Source organism: Halodesulfovibrio sp. MK-HDV, from assembly GCF_009914765.1.
Lineage (GTDB): Bacteria > Desulfobacterota > Desulfovibrionia > Desulfovibrionales > Desulfovibrionaceae > Halodesulfovibrio.
In genome coordinates, this window is record NZ_WYDS01000014.1 from 117,092 (window position 1) to 134,562 (window position 17,471).

The window sequence follows — 17,471 nt, forward strand, 5'->3', positions numbered from 1 at the left end:
GTAATCTGCTTATCAGCATAAAGAAGATAGATCTTGTATCGTTTTTCAAAAAAGCCGGTAGGAAATTAAGTAATAGACTACTTTCAATGTATTATTCAAAAAAGCTTTTATGTTGCAGTTGTTTTTACCGCCTCCACACACTACTCCGAATACTCAAAGCTATGCATGACCACTTCGCAAATACAGCTTTGACCACACACAGACCACGCTTAATAAAAACAACAAAGTCAAGCTGATAAAATAAATATTGTTACTCTACAAAGCCCAAAGAAGTAGGTTGCGATATCGCAAGCTATGTTCATTTTTCTAGGGGAAGAAAAAACTATGACTAATCCACGACTCTCTGCTCTTATTACTGGAGCCAGTAAAGGAATTGGAGCTGCAATTGCCGTACAGCTCGCACAGGATGGATTTGATATTTTTCTCAACTACCGGAGCGATCACGCCCAGGCAAAAATTGTTGCAGAGCAAATCAAAGCTACTGGCGTGTCCTGTACCCTGCTTCCCTTTGATGTCGCAGACGGTAGCGCAGTTGAAAAAAATCTTGCCCCTCTTCTTGACTCCCCTCCGTTTGTTTTAGTCAATAATGCTGGTTTTAGCGCGGATTCCTTGTTCGGCATGATGGACGACAATAGTTGGAAAAGCGTTATTGATGTTCATTTGAACGGCTTTTTTAACGTCACCCGTGCTCTTCTGCCTCGTATGATGCGTAAGCGAAAAGGCCGTATCATTAACATTGCTTCCACTGCAGGCCAGACTGGTAATCCGGGGCAGACCAACTACTCCGCAGCAAAAGCCGGCCTCATTGGGGCTACCCGCTCTTTGGCTGTAGAAGTTGCCAGACGCAATATACTGATAAACGCTGTAGCACCTGGCTTTATTGAAACAGAAATGCTTGATGGTCTTCCTGTTGATGAGATTAAAAAGCGGGTTCCACTGGGAAGATTTGGCCGGCCCGAGGAAGTTGCCTACATGGTTTCTTTCCTTTGTTCAGACAAAGCCCAGTACATCACTGGGCAGACATTTTCTGTAAACGGTGGGATCCACACATCATGATGTATAGAGTGGCAATTACGGGGATTGGGATTGTTTCCTGCCTTGGACTCGATTTAGACAGTGTTCAGAAGAGCTTGCGCCTTGGAAAAAGTGGTATCCAAATAGTTAAGCAGCGGGAAGATATGGGGTTTTTCAGTCCACTTTCCGGTGTCATTGACGGTTTTGATTATGCAGGATGTGGACTTACGCGCCGTCAACGTAAAACGATGCCTAATTTTACAATTCAAGCATACTCTGCAGTTACACAAGCGCTTAAAAAAGCCGGTTTACAATCTGAAGATATTCAGAATGCCCGCACAGGGCTTATTTTTGGTAACGACTCGACCGCACGGGCTCAAGTGGAACAGGCAAAGCTTACAGAGCAGGATGGCTCAACTGCCGGAATCAGCTCCGGCTATTGTTTTAAAGCCATGACTTCTACCATTACGCTGAACTTAAACGTTTTACTCGGGGTTCGTGGTGCATCGTGGAGCATCAGTTCTGCATGCTCAAGCGGTGGTCATGCCATCGGGCAGGCTGCGGATCTAATCGCCATGGGACGGCAAGATAGAATTATCTGCGGTGGAGCTCAGGAAATCAACTGGGAATCACTATGTAGCTTTGATGCGCTTGAAGCGTTTTCGCGTCGTATTGATTCGCCAGCACAGGCAAGCCGCCCATTTGATGCAAACCGTGATGGTCTTGTTCCTTCTGGTGGTGCTGCCGCTGTTGTATTGGAACGATATGATCTAGCTGTTAAGCGTGGTACCACTATTCTTGGTGAAATGGAGGCATATGGATTTTCTTCTGACGGACAAGACTTATGTCGTCCGAATGGCTCCGGTTTACAAGCTGCGATGGAAGATGCGTTGCAGCGTGCTAACTTGACATCGGAAGACATTGATCTCGTGAGCGCTCATGCAACCGCTACCCCGGTTGGAGATGATGCAGAAGCTTTCGCCATCAGTTCCGTCTTTGGTGACAACAACGTGCGTGTTACCGCCTTAAAGTCCATGACAGGACATGAACTATGGATGTCTGGTGCTTCACAGGTTGTGTATTCCATATTACAGGCACAGGGCGGATTCACTGCTCGTACAATAAATTTTGAAACCCCTGATGAAAGAAGCACCAAGCTGAACATGGTTGTTGAGGAGAACTCAACGCCTCCTGGTCGAGTTATGCTAAACTCTGCAGGATTTGGTGGAACCAACGCTTGCTTGATCGTGAATACGAAAGGACTGTAGCATGCAGTGTGTAGTCATCGGATCAGGCTGTGCCGGCTTAACTTCTGCGCTTATTATGGCAAAGAATGGATACAACGTAACTGTTGTTGAAAAAAGCGTGCGAACAGCCCCGCTGTTACAGGGATTTGAACGTAAGGGGTTTTATTTTGACACCGGAGTTCATTGCCTGAGTGGTCTGGATGCCGGTGGCCCTCTGCGTTCTTTGCTTGAGTACCTCAATGTTTACGAAAAATTAACCTACCTACCATTTAGTAAAGATAATAGTTTTGCTGTCCATTTTCCTGACGGTCTTGTTTGGCAGATGCCACAAGGCTATGACGCATTGCAAACATCACTTGTTGCTCTTTTCCCACAGGAAGAGAAAGGCATTAAAGCCTTTTTACAAGAAGTTCGCGCCTTGAGCCACACCTATCAATATAATGCTGACTTTCAGGCGATCGCAACTCACCCGTTAGCAAGCAAGTCCTTTAAGGACGTTGTAGAACAGTTCATTTCTGAGCCACAGGTTAAAATGTGTTTAGGTATTCTAAGTAACTTGTTTTGCGGGTTGCTAGAGTCAGAAGCCCCATTTGTCTTTTTTGCCAGCAGCATAGGTACATACTTTAGAAGTAGCGGCACCTTTAAAGGTGGCGGTCGAGCTCTGTTTGAAGCTATGCAAGCAGAACTGACAAATCTTGATGGGCGTATTGTTTATAACAATGGTGTCGCTGATGTGATCGTTGATGATAATCGACAGGCTACGGGCGTTGTTCTTGATGATGGATCGTACTTGTCAAGTGACATGCTTATTGCCACATGTCATCCGGCATGCCTTTCCGATATTTTACCCGAAGCAAGTCTTCGTAGGGTTCGCAAAACATATTACCAAGAACTAGAGTCTACCACATCTCTCCTTGGTGTTTATGGCTATACAACCAAACCAATAGAAGAGCTTGTTCAAAGCAATGTCATAATAGCCTCTGATACGGCATCTGCTGATGACGTGTTAAGCGCTGAACTTCCAATTGCCAAACGGCAAATGTTGATCACCAGTAGCGAGACCACCAAGCATGGGACTAGCATTTCTTTGTTTACCCCTGCCGCATATACAGAATGGGCAAGGTTTGAAGGCAAAAAGCCACACCAGAGAATTAATGGATACGTTGAAAAAAAGCACGCTGTCGCTGCTGAGATCGTTTTAGCTGCAACACGTGCTCTTCCTGAATTAAAAGATTATTTTTCCATAGTTAGCGTCACTACCCCCCTCACTATTAAGGATTACTGTAATGCTCCCTATGGCGCGGGATATGGCGTAAAGCATTCGGTAAACCAGCTTCCCCCTACAGCAGCATTTCCGATAAAAAATATGCTGTTATCCGGACAGGCGATTGTGGGTCCCGGGATTTTGGGTGCAATGACAGCGGGTTTTGTTACCTGCGGGGACATCTTAGGTCACACCCATCTTCAAAGTGAGATTAAAAATGCAGTTAAATAGAGTTGTAATTACTGGAATGGGAGCTGTTTCGCCCTTTGGTGAGGGTGTGAACTCTTTACATGACGGGATTGCTGAGATGCGTAGTGCAATTACGCATATGGAGCATGCGCATGAGGTGCAGGAAATGCGTTCTCATGTTGCCGGCCTCGTACCGGAATTAAATGTTAAAACCATTCCTCGGAAAGACCGTCGCACTATGACTGAGATGGGTGTTTTTGCTTTTTTATCTGCCAAGGAAGCACTAGCCATGGCAGGAGTTACGGAAAACGATGTTACTTCAGGACGATTAGGCATGGCTCTGTCATGTACCACAAACTGTGGTGGCCTTATTGAAGATTTTTTTACGCATTATCTTCCTGAAAAAACTCTCGACCATTGTAAATCAACAACCTTTTTTAAATTTATGGGCCATGCGGCAGTTTCATCTGTAGCACAAGCGCTTGGAGTTACAGGGCGAATTCTTGCCCCAGCGGCAGCATGCGCTACAAGTAGCCAATCTATTGGGCTAGGATACGAAACCATCCTTCTAGGTCAGCAGGATATGATGATCTGCGGCGGAACCGAAGAACTTCACCCTCTAAGTATCGCTTCTTTTGATTTCATTAATGCAGCATCTACAAGCTATAATGACACCCCTCAAGAAACGCCACGTCCGTTCGACACAAACCGTGACGGTGTTGTGTGTGCGGAAGGTGCAGGCTTACTTCTTTTAGAATCATATGACCATGCAGTGAAGCGTGGAGCCCATATTCTTGCTGAAATTGTAGGTTTTTCCACACTTTCCTCTCCCAAAAATCCAGCAAACCCTGACAGCGATGCAATTAAACTTTGCATGCAAGAAGCACTGCGACAAGCAGGTCTTGCGGCTGAAGATATTGATTACCTTAATGCACATGCCACAGGCACGAGTGCTGGTGATATTGCTGAAGCTAAAGCGATTGAAGAACTTTTTGGCACTACTATTCCGGTTTCTAGTTTTAAAGGCCATATGGGGCATACGCTTGCTGCAAGTGGCGCATTAGAAACCATTGCAACCATTTCCGGTTTGCAAGACGAAACATTGTACCCGACACGAAATTTAGAACAGGTTGATCCCGAATGTGGTTCGATTAATCTGTTTACAGAAGCCTACAAAACTCCTGTTACATATTTTCTTAAAAATAGTTTTGCCCTTGGTGGCATAAACGCTTCTCTCATCCTAAGGAGACTATAACCGTGACTCTCACCACTATGACTGAAAAAGAAGTTATTGAGATTACTAATAAAGCTATCAGTGATGAATTTGAATTCGATCTGGAGCAGATGATCCCAACCGCACACTTATACAAAGATCTTGGATTGGACAGCCTTGACGCTGTTGACCTCGTTTTGGTGTTGGAAAAAGCTTTCGGGGTAAAACTTCGTAACCAGCCAGAAGTAAAAGAAGTGCGAACTCTGGAAGATATCTACAAATTAATTTTGCAGTTACAGCAAGCTGCTGCGTAACAACAGGCAGTTATGAGTACGAGCAATATAAAGAAAACTTCAAGGTTGTACACAGTGCTGTTGCTATGTTTTTTACTGCTGCATACGCTGGGTACATCTATAGCTATGCTTATAGCCTCACCCTACTATCTTTTTGTAAGAAAGATGCCGCTGGATAAAATGATTCGCCATTTTATTTGGCTGTATGGGAAGGGATATGTGTGGTGTACGCGTTTATTCATACCTGCATCACTTAGTTGGGAAGGGGCAAACCCGTTTCCGCTACAAGCACCTGCTGTTATTGTTATGAACCACTATTCCATTTTGGATTTGTACTACCTTGGCTTACTGCTCAATGATGGTGATATCGTGTTTGTGACACAGAGAAGACCTTTTTTGATCAAGCTCTATGCTCCGTTTATGTCCATGGCAAAATATATTGATATGCGTACAGGCGATTTTTCTAGCTGCCTTGAGCAATGCAAGAAGCATCTTGAAAATGGTAGCAGAGTTCTCTTTTTTCCAGAGGCTGGCCGCAGTCGTGACGGAACATTACAGCCATTCAAAAGTGGGCCGTTTTGGGTTGCTAAAGAATGCAATGTTCCTATCATTCCCTTTTGTATTTCCGGTACAGATATATTGCTTCCTGCCGGAGCTAGAGAGATTACACCTGCCCAAATATCCTTACACATCTTAGAGCCAATTGATCCAGAACATGTTTCTGGCGATTTTCCTCACAGGATGCTTAAAAAAACAGTGCACTTGCAAATGAAGCAAGTTTTGGAAAGACAAAAAAACATCTTAAGAAAGACACACTAATGAAAGAACAGGCATCACTCTACATTCCGCACACTGGTTCTATGTTGTTAGTTGATTCAATCATCGAGCATCATGATGACAACGGTGTTGTGGAAACTACTTTTGCAGCCGGAAGCATGTTTGCAGATAGCAATGGCGTTTTGCAGCCACTGGTCTTTATTGAGTTGCTTGCTCAGGGATTTGCATCTTTAAATGGATACACTAACCATTTAAAGAAGGTAGAGGAGCAGAAAGGCTTTCTTGTTGGCGTTAAGGATATCCAATTCTACGACTCGGCTCCAATTACTGTAGGCATGACCCTTACTGCAAAATTAAAAGTTGAGATTCGCTTTGATGATTTTGCCATGGTCCATGGCTCTCTTTCGCACGGTACTACGCTGCTTATGGATGGCACACTCAAACTTTTTATTCCGGAAACCGCATGATGCGAACACTTTTCATGAGTTTATTGGTGTTGGTTTTTCTAGCAGCACCCATTTCTTCGTTCAGTGAAGATACGTCTCTTTTTGAACGCATTAAACTTGCTAATGAGAATGTTTCAGTGATTAAAGCTGCATTCCAACAGTCTTCAAATCTATCTTTGTTTAACGCCCCTCTGATTGCCTCTGGCGAGCTTATTTTGAAAAAACCTCAAAGCTTACGCTGGGAATACACCTCTCCTAATGCATCTGGGTTTATTTTAAATAAAGGTGGAGGGTTGCAGTGGACAAGTACTGGTGAAAACTACTCTATTGTAAAGACAGAGCTTACTCCTTCCCTGCGCACCATGGCTAACCAGATATTGTTGTGGATAAATATTGATGAAGAAACTTTGACGAAAGACTTTTTTATCAAAATTACCGAATCAGAAAACCCGACAATTTTGTTGAGACCTAAAAATAAGGACATGGCAGCATTTATTAAAAGTATTGCCATTGAATTGCCTGCGTCATTACTTGGTATCAAAATTATTACCATTACTGAGGCAAACAACAACATAATTACATTAACATTTGAGAAAGCAGAAATTAACCCACTACTGCCTTCCACTATATTTAAAACGCCATGATCCGTTTCGTATCAAATACATATAGCTACCTTGCTAAACACAGGTGGCTTCTTGTGCTCATTATGTGTGGGCTGATAGCTTGTTGCGCCCTCTCCCTTGCTTCTATGAAGCTGGAAGAGCGCATTACGTATTTGTTACCAGACGATAAAAGCACTCTTAGTTCTGATTTAGACCTTATTCAATCAGCTCCGCAACAGCATAGAATGTTGATTACATTGCATGCTGTGGATGATGATTTGGCCGGACTTGCTCTTGCAAACTTCACTGGTCAGTTTGCCCAGACAATGCAATCAGATTTTTTTACGAAGGTGGCGTATAAACCGGATACGCTTAATCCTAATTTCTTTGTTGCTCTACGCGACATGGTTCCGAGCTTGTTTTCCACTGATATGCAAAGCATGGTGTCCAACTATGTTGAGCCAGATTCCATAAGTAAGACCCTCACGGCGCAAAAGCAGACTTTAGGCACGATTGGAGGCATTGTTAAAGCCCCGACTATTGCCGCTGATCCGCTGAACTTACATCAAACAGCTTTGCAAAAAGTTGCTTCTCTTGCGTACATGAAAAATCTGCGCGTGCTGCATGGTGTATTCATGACAGAGGACGGTAAGAATAGCCTCATTATGGCTACAACACCGGTGATGGCAACAAACTCAAAAGCTGCCGTTGCACTTGAAAGAGAAATTGAGCGGCTGTCTATGACGCTTCCACAAGGAATTACATGGACAGTGTTAGGAGCGCAGCGTTACACCGCTGCTAATACGTTGACCATTAAAAATGACATTCAAACAACATCTATTATTGCCAGTATCGCTTTGCTTGGCATTGTCATTTGTTTTTTACGCACAAAGCAGCTGTTTTTCTTATTACTGCTTCCGTTGCTGTCCTATTGCGCAGGAGCTTCTGCGGTTGCTGTGGGATGGAAGCCAGCTTCCGCTATAACGTTTGGATTTGGCCCCATACTTGTTGGTATGACTATCGATTTCGGGTTACACCTTTACTATGTTCTTGGCACCAAAAAAACTCCAAAGTGCCAGCTGCTTCAGAGTGCGGTTGCGCCTATTGCAATTAGTGGATTAACCACTGTTGCTGCTTTTTCACTTCTTTTGCTCTCACCAGTTCCAGGCCTGCGGCAACTTTCAGTATTTATTACCGTTGGCTTATTGGTAGCGTTGGGGCTTACATTGTTTGTTTTGCCACATGTTATTTCCGGTCACACTGGGCATATAGCATCTAAACCATTGCCGAAGTTTTCGCGCAATGGTCGTGTAGCCATCTTAATAATTACGACCGTGGTTTTTATTGGTGGATGTATCGGTAGTAGCAACTTGCATTTTCAGGATCATATCCGAGCATTAGGTGTACGCCCTGCGGAGCTGCTTAAGGCAGAAAAGGATATTCGTAAGATATGGGGAACAACAAGCGGAGAAGCTTTGCTGTTCGCCTTTGGTGACTCAGTTGATGACGCAGTACGCAGCACCTCTGAGGTTATTAGCCGTCTTAGTTCCAAGGAAGCGAGTACGATAGTCGGACTTACACCACTCCTCCCTTCCCAACAGCAGCAATTGGATAACCGACAGAATTGGGAAAAGTTTTGGGCAACACACCCAGCTGTACTCCCTATAGTACAGCAAAAAGGAATCGCTCTGGGTTTTGCTAAGCATGCTTTTACGCCATTTTATGATTTTGTCCGAACCTCACCGCAATCTATTACTGTAAAAAGTTTGCGTGAACTGGGCATGGGAACGCTGCTTGATACCATGCTTGTAGAGAGATCTGTTTCCCCACAGATTGAGACTGACGCCTCTACTAAAACCAATACCGTTGCTGTCAGTTCTGATTCGAAGCCTGATACTAGTGTCGTCGGAGTACCAAGTGCTTTCACACTTATTTCCTACCTTTCTGATACGAAGACTGTGAATGCCGTCTTTACACCAGAACTTGAACGAAAATATAACGTGCGGCTTATTTCTGGATCACGTCTTGGAAAAGAACTTGCCTCTGTGCTGACTAGTACATTTGCTCAATTTATTGCTTATGCCCTCGGCCTTATTGTTATCATTATTGTTCTTGTACATCGTGCTATTAAGCAGAGCGTATGCGCCCTTCTCCCCGCTTGTTTTGGTCTGTTAATGATGGGTGGGGTAATGGGTTTACTTGGCAGACCGTTAAGCCTTTTTAGCCTCGCCGGAGCATTACTCGTACTTGGCCATGGTGTAGACTATGGCGTTTATGCGACCCACGCCATTAAGAACAAGAGCCTTGGAACATCTCAGGCCATTCTAGTCTCAGGCTTAACTAGTCTTGCAGGATTCGGCTCATTGCTTTTTGCTAACCATCCGGCTCTATTTGATATGGGGTTGAGCGTGTTTACGGGACTGCTTGCAGCAATGCCTTGTGCGCTTCTTGTTCTTCCAGCCCTATTTTCAGAGGATACATAGCTCATGAAATATCTCCTATGTGTACTAATCGCCCTGTTAACAGGGTGTGTTAAACAATTGCCTCCACAATTGCCTGTAATGCCTAACATGCAGTCCAAACTACTTCAGCATAATTGGCCTGTAGAAAAAGGAACTTTTCAGGTGAATGGTTCACTGAAGATTCATTCAATGACTATCCCTGTGCAGGGTATCGTTTCCATAGAAAAGGGTGGGAGTGAAGTCTCTATAGCTCTGCTGACACAGATGGGAACTTCCATTTTTGAAGCTAAACTTACTCAGGATAGCTATAAAATGTTTACCGTTTCACCAATGATCAAAAAATACCCTCGGCTGGAACCTATTTTTATTCGTATGACGAGAGCCCTGTATCTTTCTGAACGGATTTCATCGATCTGCACCACAGAGGGAGCTGATAATATTACCGAACTCCGTTGTTCTGAACAGAACATTTTGTATAGCTACACAGTAGACCCTCAGCGTCCTGATGTAATTCGGCTCCAGCGCCGTATTAATGCTAAAAATGAAACGATTGTAGACTTTAAAGACTGGCAAAAAGAACAGAATACAGCATACCCTACTCGTCTTTTTTATGAGGATGAAGAGTACAATTTTACTGGCGAACTGATACAAAAACCGGTTTCGTATCCCCAGAACATAACTACAGAGAAGGCCTCATGACCCCGATTGAAGAAAGTATAGTCGACTCGCTTGTAGGCACTGTTACCTGTGAGGGGACAAGTGCCGAAGCGTGTTATAATTTCCCCAAAGACTTCCAAGGATTTGATGGGCATTTCCTCAATTATCCGATTCTCCCGGCTATATTACAGATTATGGTTGGTAGATTGGTGTGCTCTGCGGTTTCTGGAGTGCCCTTACGTGTAAAATCCATCAGTCGTGCCAAATTTTTACAAGAAATCTCTCCTGAAACGAACGTACAGGTTCAGGTAACTTGTAAAGAGGTTTCTACTGACAATGTTCACAAATTTGCGGTGGCGCTATTTGTGAACGCTGCAAAGGCCTCCACATTTTCACTCTTCTGTGTTGCAGAGCAGGGACATGCGTAAAGAATATTTTAAAATTGATCCAAACGCACCTGCTCCGCTAGTTACAGAAGTAATACGCGCGGTGCGTTTTCAGGAAATAGATATGCTTGGTGTTGTCTGGCATGGGCACTACGCAAGCTATTTTGAAGATGCTCGGATGGCTTTGAGTAAAGATTACGGCATATCCTATGATGATTTTTACCGTGAAAAGATTTCTGCACCGATCCGTAAATTGCATACTGACTATTTTCACCCGTTATACTTTGGTAAAGAATACAGTGTAAAAGCTCGATTGCATTATGCAGACGCGGCGAAAATTAATTATGATTTCTTTATTTATGACAATGCAGGAACACTTTGCACCTCCGGTTACTCTGTCCAACTATTTGTATGCACAGAAAGTAAGGAAATGTTACTGGCTCCTCCACCTTTTTATCAAGATTTTCTTGACAACTGGCGTAGTGGAAAATTGATAGATAAACAGTTGGCTGCCAGCTGATTGCAATATGGAAAAGTCTGAACTTTTGTGGAATATGCTGCTCGCAACCGCTTAACTACTCAGAATATATTTTTAGCTCAACAGAGGTTGTGATGCCTAGCTCTCTCCGTCTTCTTATTGTTATACCAGTGTACAATCACCGCGCAGAACTGTGCCGTGTTGTTACTAATGCACAGGCATTTGGAGACGTCCTAATTGTCGACGATGGTTCAACTGACGGGGTGGAAGCGGACATTGCTTCTCTCTCTGTCCCATCCATTCGCCACAATGAAAATAGAGGGAAAGGCGCTGCCATTCTTTCCGCATCTGCATATGCCAAAAAGCATGGCTATTCGCATATTATCACCATGGATGCCGACGGACAGCACCTAGCTACTGATATTCCTCAATTTATTGCCGCAGTGGAAATGAATCCAGACTCTGTTATTGTTGGCGTTCGAGATTTCTCGAATGCCGAGCAACGAAACATCCCTGTTTCTGCCACTTTTGGAAGAGCATTCTCAAACTTTTGGTTTCGAGTACAAACTGGCGAAAAAGGACTTGATACTCAAAGTGGCTTTAGAGCTTACCCGGTAGCGCTGTTGCAACAACTTTCGTTTAGTGAATCCCGGTATTCATTTGAAATTGAAGTGCTCGTAAAAGCGGTCTGGGCAGGGTTATTGGTGAATTGGATTCCCATAAGTGTTCATTATCCAGAACCGGACAAGCGCGTTAGCCACCTACACAGGGTAAAAGATAACATTCTTATCTCGTGGCTGAACACACGGCTTACTATTCGTGCAGTACTACCAATTCCGCATCGAAAGCTTGTCCGTGCTAAACCAAGTGTTGAAGAAAATACTGAGCAATTCTACCTGACACGCCCAATTGACTCGTTACGTGACATGGTTCGGCAAGGTGCAAGCCCAAAGTATGTTGGGCACTCTGCTGCTCTTGGGATCTTACTCGGAACATTGCCTCTTTTTGGTATTCACACTATCGCCACGTTGTTTGCCGCTAGTTTTCTACGACTTTCAAAAGTAATATCTGTGGCAACCAGTCAGTTTTGTATGCCTCCACTCGTTCCTGCTCTTTGTATCGAGGTCGGGTATTTTATCCGAAACGGAGAGTGGCTTACTGATGTTTCCTGGCAAACGCTGGGTGTTGAATTTTTAGACAGGGCTTGGGAGTGGATTTTAGGTTCGTTAGTGGTAGCACCAATTTTAGCAGGTGTAACAGGCATTTTTTTCTATCTGCTAACCCTTTCGATTTATAAATTGAGACAAGAAATATGACCACTGCAAGCTCGAAAAGAAATTGGAGCTCAAAAAGCCTTGCTAGCCGCTGGCAACATGAATTTTTTTTCATGATCATTAGATTTGGTGGTCGCTGGCCTGCGTATATTTTTTCTTGTTTTGTTGTTTTCTTTTATGTGCTTTTTAAGCCGGAAGTTCATAAACGTTCTTCTTTTTATATTACAAAACGTTTTCCAAAAGCTTCAAAATTTGCGCGTTGGTATCACACTTGGCGTCTTTGCCAGAACCTTGCTTTTTCCCTCATAGATAAAGCTGCGGTCGGCATTAAAGGCCCACAAGAATTTTCATACTCTCGAAATGGTGTTGAAAAATTGCAGGAACTACAGAAACAAGGCAATGGCATTATTCTGCTAACCGCCCATGTAGGTCCTTGGCAGTCAGCATTGGGTGCTCTTGATGAACTGGATGTCCCTGTGCATCTGATGGTCTACCGCGATTCCGGAGATGTTGACTTACAGTATTTTGACTTCAAAGCTTGTAAAAACATCACGTTGGTTTCTGCAGAGGACGCCATAGGAAGTGTTGTTGCCATGACTGCGGCACTACGAAAAAATGAACTTATATCTATTATGGGTGACAGAATTGTTCCACCCACATCATACACGGCAAGTATCAATTTTTTAGGAGGAAAAGCCCTGTTTCCTACCTCTGTGTATAAGTTTGCAAAAGCCACACAAGCCCCTATTGCGCTGCTGATAACACGCAAAGTCGGCGTTTCGCATATGGAACTTTCTGTCGCAAAGGTTCTCACTGTCCCTAAGTCTGCAGGCGGTGATTTTACCCCTTATGCTCAGGAAATAGCGCACTCATTGGATAAATACGTGCAGCAAAATCCATATCAATTTTATAACTTCTTCGACCTTTGGAGAACAACTAATGAGTAATATGCATCAAAAATTAAAAGAACTCTTCATTGAAGAGCTACATCTTGAAGATATCTCTCTCGAAGAGTGGAAAAGTGACACGCCACTTTTTGGAGACGGCATTGGTCTTGATTCACTCGATGCAGTAGAAATCGTAGTTTTCATTGAAAAACACTTTGGTGTAATCATCGAAAATATTGATGAAGATAAAAAGGCTTTGACATCTATCGACACCCTTGCTGACTTCATTATGGAAAAACAGGCTAATGCCTAGCGTTTTCATCACCGGAACTGGTTGTATTACTGGTTCCGGTAGCACTTCACAAAGCACGCTTACTGCTATGTATGAAGGAACTGCTGATCCTTCTCCTTTTGTGCGGCATAAAATGGACTGGGGCAAAGAGGCTCTAGTCTTTGCTGTTGATGAAGCATTGTTTGAAAATGCATCAGGACAAGCTAAGCAGTACGGACTTACAGCAAGACTTGCTCTCACTGCAACTTTACAGGCATTGGAAGATGCGGGGATCTCCCCTGCTGATCTAAAAGGCAAACGTGTAGGTGTAGCAATGGGGACTACTGTCGGGTGTTCCATGAACCATATTGATTTCTATGGTGAGTACCGTAATCCTGACATTGCACTGCCATCTATGGAGCATCTACGATGCGTTTTGCGGAGTAATCCAGCAGAAGCAATTGCCCGTGAACTTGAAATAGTTGGCCCCACTCAATCCGTTGTCAACGCATGTGCCTCAGGCACAGATGCTATTGGTGTCGGGTTACAGTGGATTCAATCCGGCATGTGCGACATGGTTATTGCTGGCGGTTGTGATGCTCTTTCCAGAGTAACGCTTAATGGGTTCAACTCACTTATGGTAATGGATAATGAGCGAAGCAAGCCGTTTGATGTGAACCGTAAGGGGTTAAACCTTGGAGAAGGAGCCGGCGTGCTTGTTCTTGAGTCAGAACCCGCGGTGTTACAACGTAAGGCGACAGCTATAGCTCGTCTTACTGGATACGCAACTGCGTGTGATGCACATCATCTGACTGCTCCCCATCCTCAAGGGCGTGGGCTTATTCGTGCTATGAAACAGCTTTTTGCGTACCCAGAATGTGCTCCGGAGAACATCAGCTTTGTAAACGTCCACGGTACTGGCACCAAGGATAACGACAGTGTTGAAGGATACGTAATGCACGAACTGTTGCCACACGTACCATTCTTTTCTGCTAAAGGGGCTACAGGACATACTCTTGGAGCTGCGGGCGGTATTGAGGCTGCACTATGTGTGCATTGCCTGAATCAGGGAAGCATTCCTCCTAGTACAGGCTTAACGACTCCTGATCCAGCCATCCCTGCTACCCCGGTGCTCGAAGCTACAAGCGTGACTGGCACAACAGCTCTTTCTACTTCTTTAGCCTTTGGCGGAATTGCCTCTGTGCTTGCCATTTCCCACCTTTAAGACACACAACGGGCAACGCAAATGAATTGTAAAAAAAACTCTTTCTCCAAGCCGGACGTGATCCCAGTGCTCGACTTTGAGCTTTCTGAGATTATGCAGGCTCGTAATCAGGGTAATATTTTATCGCTTGATTTAGAAATTACCGAAGCATGCAACTGTGCGTGTGTGTATTGCTACCGGTATGAAAGCGAAGGGGCACAACCCCCTGCTGCTGATGAACTCACAGCGCAAGAAATTGCTAAGCTTCTTACTGAGGCAAAAGAAAAACACGATTTGCGTCGTATTTGCATTCTCGGTGGTGAGCCGCTTATTCCCGTAATTCGGGAAAAGTATATTGCAACACTTAAGTGTTGTAACAAGTTAGGCATTGAGCACGTCACATTTACCAACGGGTATGCGCTGGATAAAGAAACAGCTCAGTTGCTGTTTGACTTAAATGCGTCTGTTTGCCTTAAATTAAATGGCATGAATGCACAGACTCATGATGCCCTAGTTGCACGCGAAGGTGCTTTCGACAAGAGTATGGCAGCATTTAGCCACCTTATCGAATTAGGGTATGGAAAAGACCGAAGTCTCTCATTTGAAACAGTTGTTACCCAAAGCAACTATGATCAAATTCCAGACATGTGGCGCTGGGCACGCGAACGTAATATTGTTCCGTATGTTGAGACACTGACAGTACAGGGGCGCAGTCAGGCTCACCCTAATGAACTTGTTGTCTCTAACGAAAAACTTCATGTCTTGTTTACCCGTCTGAATGAAATTGATCATGCTGAGTATGGGTTGGAATGGGAAGTTTTACCTCCAATTGCCGGTGGGCACCGCTGTTTACGTTACTATATGAGTATGTACGTACGCGCTAACGGTCTAGTCTGCCCATGTGTCGGAGTTGATCTACAAATGGGGTCACTGAGAACAGACTCAATTAAAGACATTCTAAGCTCTGAAGTAGCGCGTCAGACACGTTACATTAACGAGCATATTACAGGCAAATGTAAAACCTGTGATCTTGCCCATACATGCTATGGTTGTCGTGGTGCGGCATATCAACAAGGTGATCTCTTTGCTGAAGATCCAATTTGCTGGCGTGAGAAAAGCAACGGATAACGTCTAATGCAGCCTATTCTTTCCATAAATGATGTCTGCAAAGTTATCCTGAGCATATGCCATTCGGCTGTACAGGAGCAAACGTCCATTCCGTTGCGTAAGCTTGCAACGGATACGAGCCGTTCTGTTGCCTCCATCCTGGAAGGCACGCCTGTTTTGCCTCAACTCATTGCAGTTCATGCTGCCACTATGTTTCAATGCGTTGCCCTTTCAGAATCTCTTTCCGCAGATGATTCTATTGCGCACTGGGCTAATGTTATTTATGACGCATGGTCAAAAGATCCTGCTACCATTACGTTTATTACCTCCGGCTCTACTGGTAACCCCACACCGCAGAAACTGGAAACAGCTTTATTATGGCAGGAAGCACAGGAGTTGCAGCGCACTCTATTGTGTGAGCGAAAACGTATTGTATCTACGGTACCGTGCCATCATGTTTACGGTTTTTTATTCACAATACTGCTTCCTAACATTGCAGAACTTCCGTGTGTAGCGCCAGTTGCATTTCCGTCAAGAGCTTTTATTCGGGGGCTTGAGGCCGGTGATTTTGTGGTGTCCTTTCCACTTTTTTGGAACGGACTTATTATGCAGGATCTTCCGTTTCCTGCGGATATTCATGGTTCTACGTCTACAGCACCCTGTTCTCCAAAGACTATGCACAAGCTCTTATCATTAGGTATTGCACGCATCAGTAATATTTACGGTAGCTCTGAAACGGGTGGGCTTGGATATCAGCATCATCCAGATTCGCCTCTATCTTTGTTTGCTTTTTGGCGACGGATTCGTTGTGACGATATGCAAAATTCTTGGATAGAACGTGTGCATCCTTTGAATATTACACAGACTGCTGTGGCTATTCCTGATCATATAGAATGGCTTTCTCCTGAGTTATTTTCAGTGAAGGGACGGAAAGACAAGATTGTACAGGTGGGTGGCATGAATGTTTCCTTACTGAAAACAGCAGAATGCATTACGAAACATCCTGATGTGTTGGACTGCGCGGTGCGTTTAATGCGGCTGGACGAGGGAAGTCGTTTGAAAGCGTTTGTTCTTCCAAAAAGCTTAGATTCTGACACGGTTGTATTGCGGGCAGAGTTGTATCAATTATGTCGTGCTCACCTACGCCCTGCTGAGCGTCCAAAAAAAATTACATTCGGCACTCAATTTCCTGTGAATGCAATGGGAAAGGCCAAGGATTGGGACTAATTATGCCACAACAACACGAAATATATGTTCTTGGAACTGGGATGGTAACACCACACGGTGTACAGCAAGAAGCACTTCCAGTGGATAAGCTAACTTGTCATATTATAGAACCAAATCAGCGCACAGACACTTCCGATCTGACAAGGTTTATTCCGAAACGTGCGCTTAGACGTATTGACCATTTTTCACGTCTCGCGCTCTATGCATCATTTCTTGCTCTCGAAGACGCCGGTTTACTGGAAGTAGATCTTGAAAATACAGGTGTGGCCGTAGCCAGTGGCTATGGTGCTGCGCTGACTTCATTTAATTTTCTAGATTCTTTTTTTGACAATGGTGACAGACTAGCGTCCCCGACACATTTTTCTAGTGGATTGCATAATGCTGCATCCGCATACATAGCCATGCAAACCAAAGCTCAAGGGCCATGTGTTTGCACCAGTAACATCGGCCTTGGACCTGCATATGCACTTGCT

General features: G+C 44.2%; 19 protein-coding genes. All 19 read left to right on the forward strand.

All coding sequences use genetic code 11. The features are described from left to right. Nucleotides 1–324 precede the first annotated feature (324 nt). Nucleotides 325–1,056 (forward strand): 3-oxoacyl-ACP reductase FabG, encoded by a 732-nt coding sequence (gene fabG, locus MKHDV_RS12060; protein WP_160715637.1) that lies wholly within the window; start codon nt 325–327, stop codon nt 1,054–1,056. Beyond that, nucleotides 1,053–2,282, forward strand: a complete 1,230-nt coding sequence (locus tag MKHDV_RS12065) for a beta-ketoacyl synthase (protein ID WP_216846919.1) — start codon at nt 1,053–1,055, stop codon at nt 2,280–2,282. The genes fabG and MKHDV_RS12065 overlap by 4 nt, the downstream gene beginning before the upstream one ends. Before the next feature lies 1 nt (nt 2,283). Next, nucleotides 2,284–3,756 (forward strand): NAD(P)/FAD-dependent oxidoreductase, encoded by a 1,473-nt coding sequence (locus tag MKHDV_RS12070; RefSeq protein WP_160715639.1) that lies wholly within the window; start codon nt 2,284–2,286, stop codon nt 3,754–3,756. Beyond that, nucleotides 3,743–4,969, forward strand: a complete 1,227-nt coding sequence (locus MKHDV_RS12075; protein WP_160715642.1) for a beta-ketoacyl synthase — start codon at nt 3,743–3,745, stop codon at nt 4,967–4,969. The genes MKHDV_RS12070 and MKHDV_RS12075 overlap by 14 nt, the downstream gene beginning before the upstream one ends. Before the next feature lie 2 nt (nt 4,970–4,971). Then, the gene (locus tag MKHDV_RS12080; RefSeq protein WP_254060471.1) at nt 4,972–5,241 is read left to right on the forward strand and encodes an acyl carrier protein; all 270 of its coding nucleotides are present in this window, start codon (nt 4,972–4,974) and stop codon (nt 5,239–5,241) included. A gap of 198 nt (nt 5,242–5,439) precedes the next feature. Then, on the forward strand, nt 5,440–6,039 hold the full coding sequence (locus tag MKHDV_RS12085) for a lysophospholipid acyltransferase family protein (protein WP_160715644.1): 600 nt from the start codon (nt 5,440–5,442) through the stop codon (nt 6,037–6,039). Beyond that, entirely contained in the window at nt 6,039–6,464 is a 426-nt protein-coding gene (locus tag MKHDV_RS12090) for a 3-hydroxyacyl-ACP dehydratase (protein WP_160715646.1), read from the forward strand. The genes MKHDV_RS12085 and MKHDV_RS12090 overlap by 1 nt, the downstream gene beginning before the upstream one ends. Then, entirely contained in the window at nt 6,461–7,087 is a 627-nt protein-coding gene (locus MKHDV_RS12095) for an outer membrane lipoprotein carrier protein LolA (RefSeq protein ID WP_160715648.1), read from the forward strand. Before MKHDV_RS12090 ends, MKHDV_RS12095 begins: the two co-directional genes overlap by 4 nt. A gap of 62 nt (nt 7,088–7,149) precedes the next feature. After that, nucleotides 7,150–9,528: an MMPL family transporter gene (locus tag MKHDV_RS12100; RefSeq protein WP_254060472.1), complete on the forward strand. Its 2,379-nt coding sequence runs from the start codon at nt 7,150–7,152 to the stop codon at nt 9,526–9,528. Between the two features lie 3 nt (nt 9,529–9,531). After that, on the forward strand, nt 9,532–10,206 hold the full coding sequence (locus MKHDV_RS12105) for a hypothetical protein (protein ID WP_160715652.1): 675 nt from the start codon (nt 9,532–9,534) through the stop codon (nt 10,204–10,206). Then, nucleotides 10,203–10,592: a hypothetical protein gene (locus MKHDV_RS12110; protein WP_160715654.1), complete on the forward strand. Its 390-nt coding sequence runs from the start codon at nt 10,203–10,205 to the stop codon at nt 10,590–10,592. Before MKHDV_RS12105 ends, MKHDV_RS12110 begins: the two co-directional genes overlap by 4 nt. After that, nucleotides 10,585–11,070: an acyl-CoA thioesterase gene (locus MKHDV_RS12115; protein ID WP_160715656.1), complete on the forward strand. Its 486-nt coding sequence runs from the start codon at nt 10,585–10,587 to the stop codon at nt 11,068–11,070. Before MKHDV_RS12110 ends, MKHDV_RS12115 begins: the two co-directional genes overlap by 8 nt. Nucleotides 11,071–11,162: 92 nt before the next feature. Beyond that, nucleotides 11,163–12,344 carry a DUF2062 domain-containing protein gene (locus MKHDV_RS12120; RefSeq protein WP_160715658.1) on the forward strand — a complete coding sequence of 394 codons (1,182 nt, stop codon included), beginning with the start codon at nt 11,163–11,165 and terminating at the stop codon, nt 12,342–12,344. A gap of 71 nt (nt 12,345–12,415) precedes the next feature. Next, nucleotides 12,416–13,249 carry a lysophospholipid acyltransferase family protein gene (locus tag MKHDV_RS12125; RefSeq protein ID WP_160715660.1) on the forward strand — a complete coding sequence of 278 codons (834 nt, stop codon included), beginning with the start codon at nt 12,416–12,418 and terminating at the stop codon, nt 13,247–13,249. Then, nucleotides 13,242–13,502 (forward strand): phosphopantetheine-binding protein, encoded by a 261-nt coding sequence (locus MKHDV_RS12130; protein WP_160715662.1) that lies wholly within the window; start codon nt 13,242–13,244, stop codon nt 13,500–13,502. Before MKHDV_RS12125 ends, MKHDV_RS12130 begins: the two co-directional genes overlap by 8 nt. Beyond that, a complete protein-coding gene (locus tag MKHDV_RS12135; protein ID WP_160715664.1) occupies nt 13,495–14,685 on the forward strand; it encodes a beta-ketoacyl-[acyl-carrier-protein] synthase family protein in 1,191 nt (396 codons plus the stop codon). The genes MKHDV_RS12130 and MKHDV_RS12135 overlap by 8 nt, the downstream gene beginning before the upstream one ends. A 21-nt stretch (nt 14,686–14,706) precedes the next feature. Next, nucleotides 14,707–15,792, forward strand: coding sequence for a radical SAM/SPASM domain-containing protein (locus MKHDV_RS12140; protein WP_160715666.1), 1,086 nt, complete (start codon nt 14,707–14,709; stop codon nt 15,790–15,792). A 6-nt stretch (nt 15,793–15,798) separates the two neighbouring features. Further along, nucleotides 15,799–16,998: an AMP-binding protein gene (locus MKHDV_RS12145; protein ID WP_160715668.1), complete on the forward strand. Its 1,200-nt coding sequence runs from the start codon at nt 15,799–15,801 to the stop codon at nt 16,996–16,998. Nucleotides 16,999–17,000: 2 nt separating this feature from the next. Next, on the forward strand, nt 17,001–17,471 hold a 471-nt coding region (locus MKHDV_RS12150), incomplete at its 3' end, for a beta-ketoacyl synthase N-terminal-like domain-containing protein (RefSeq protein WP_305794749.1).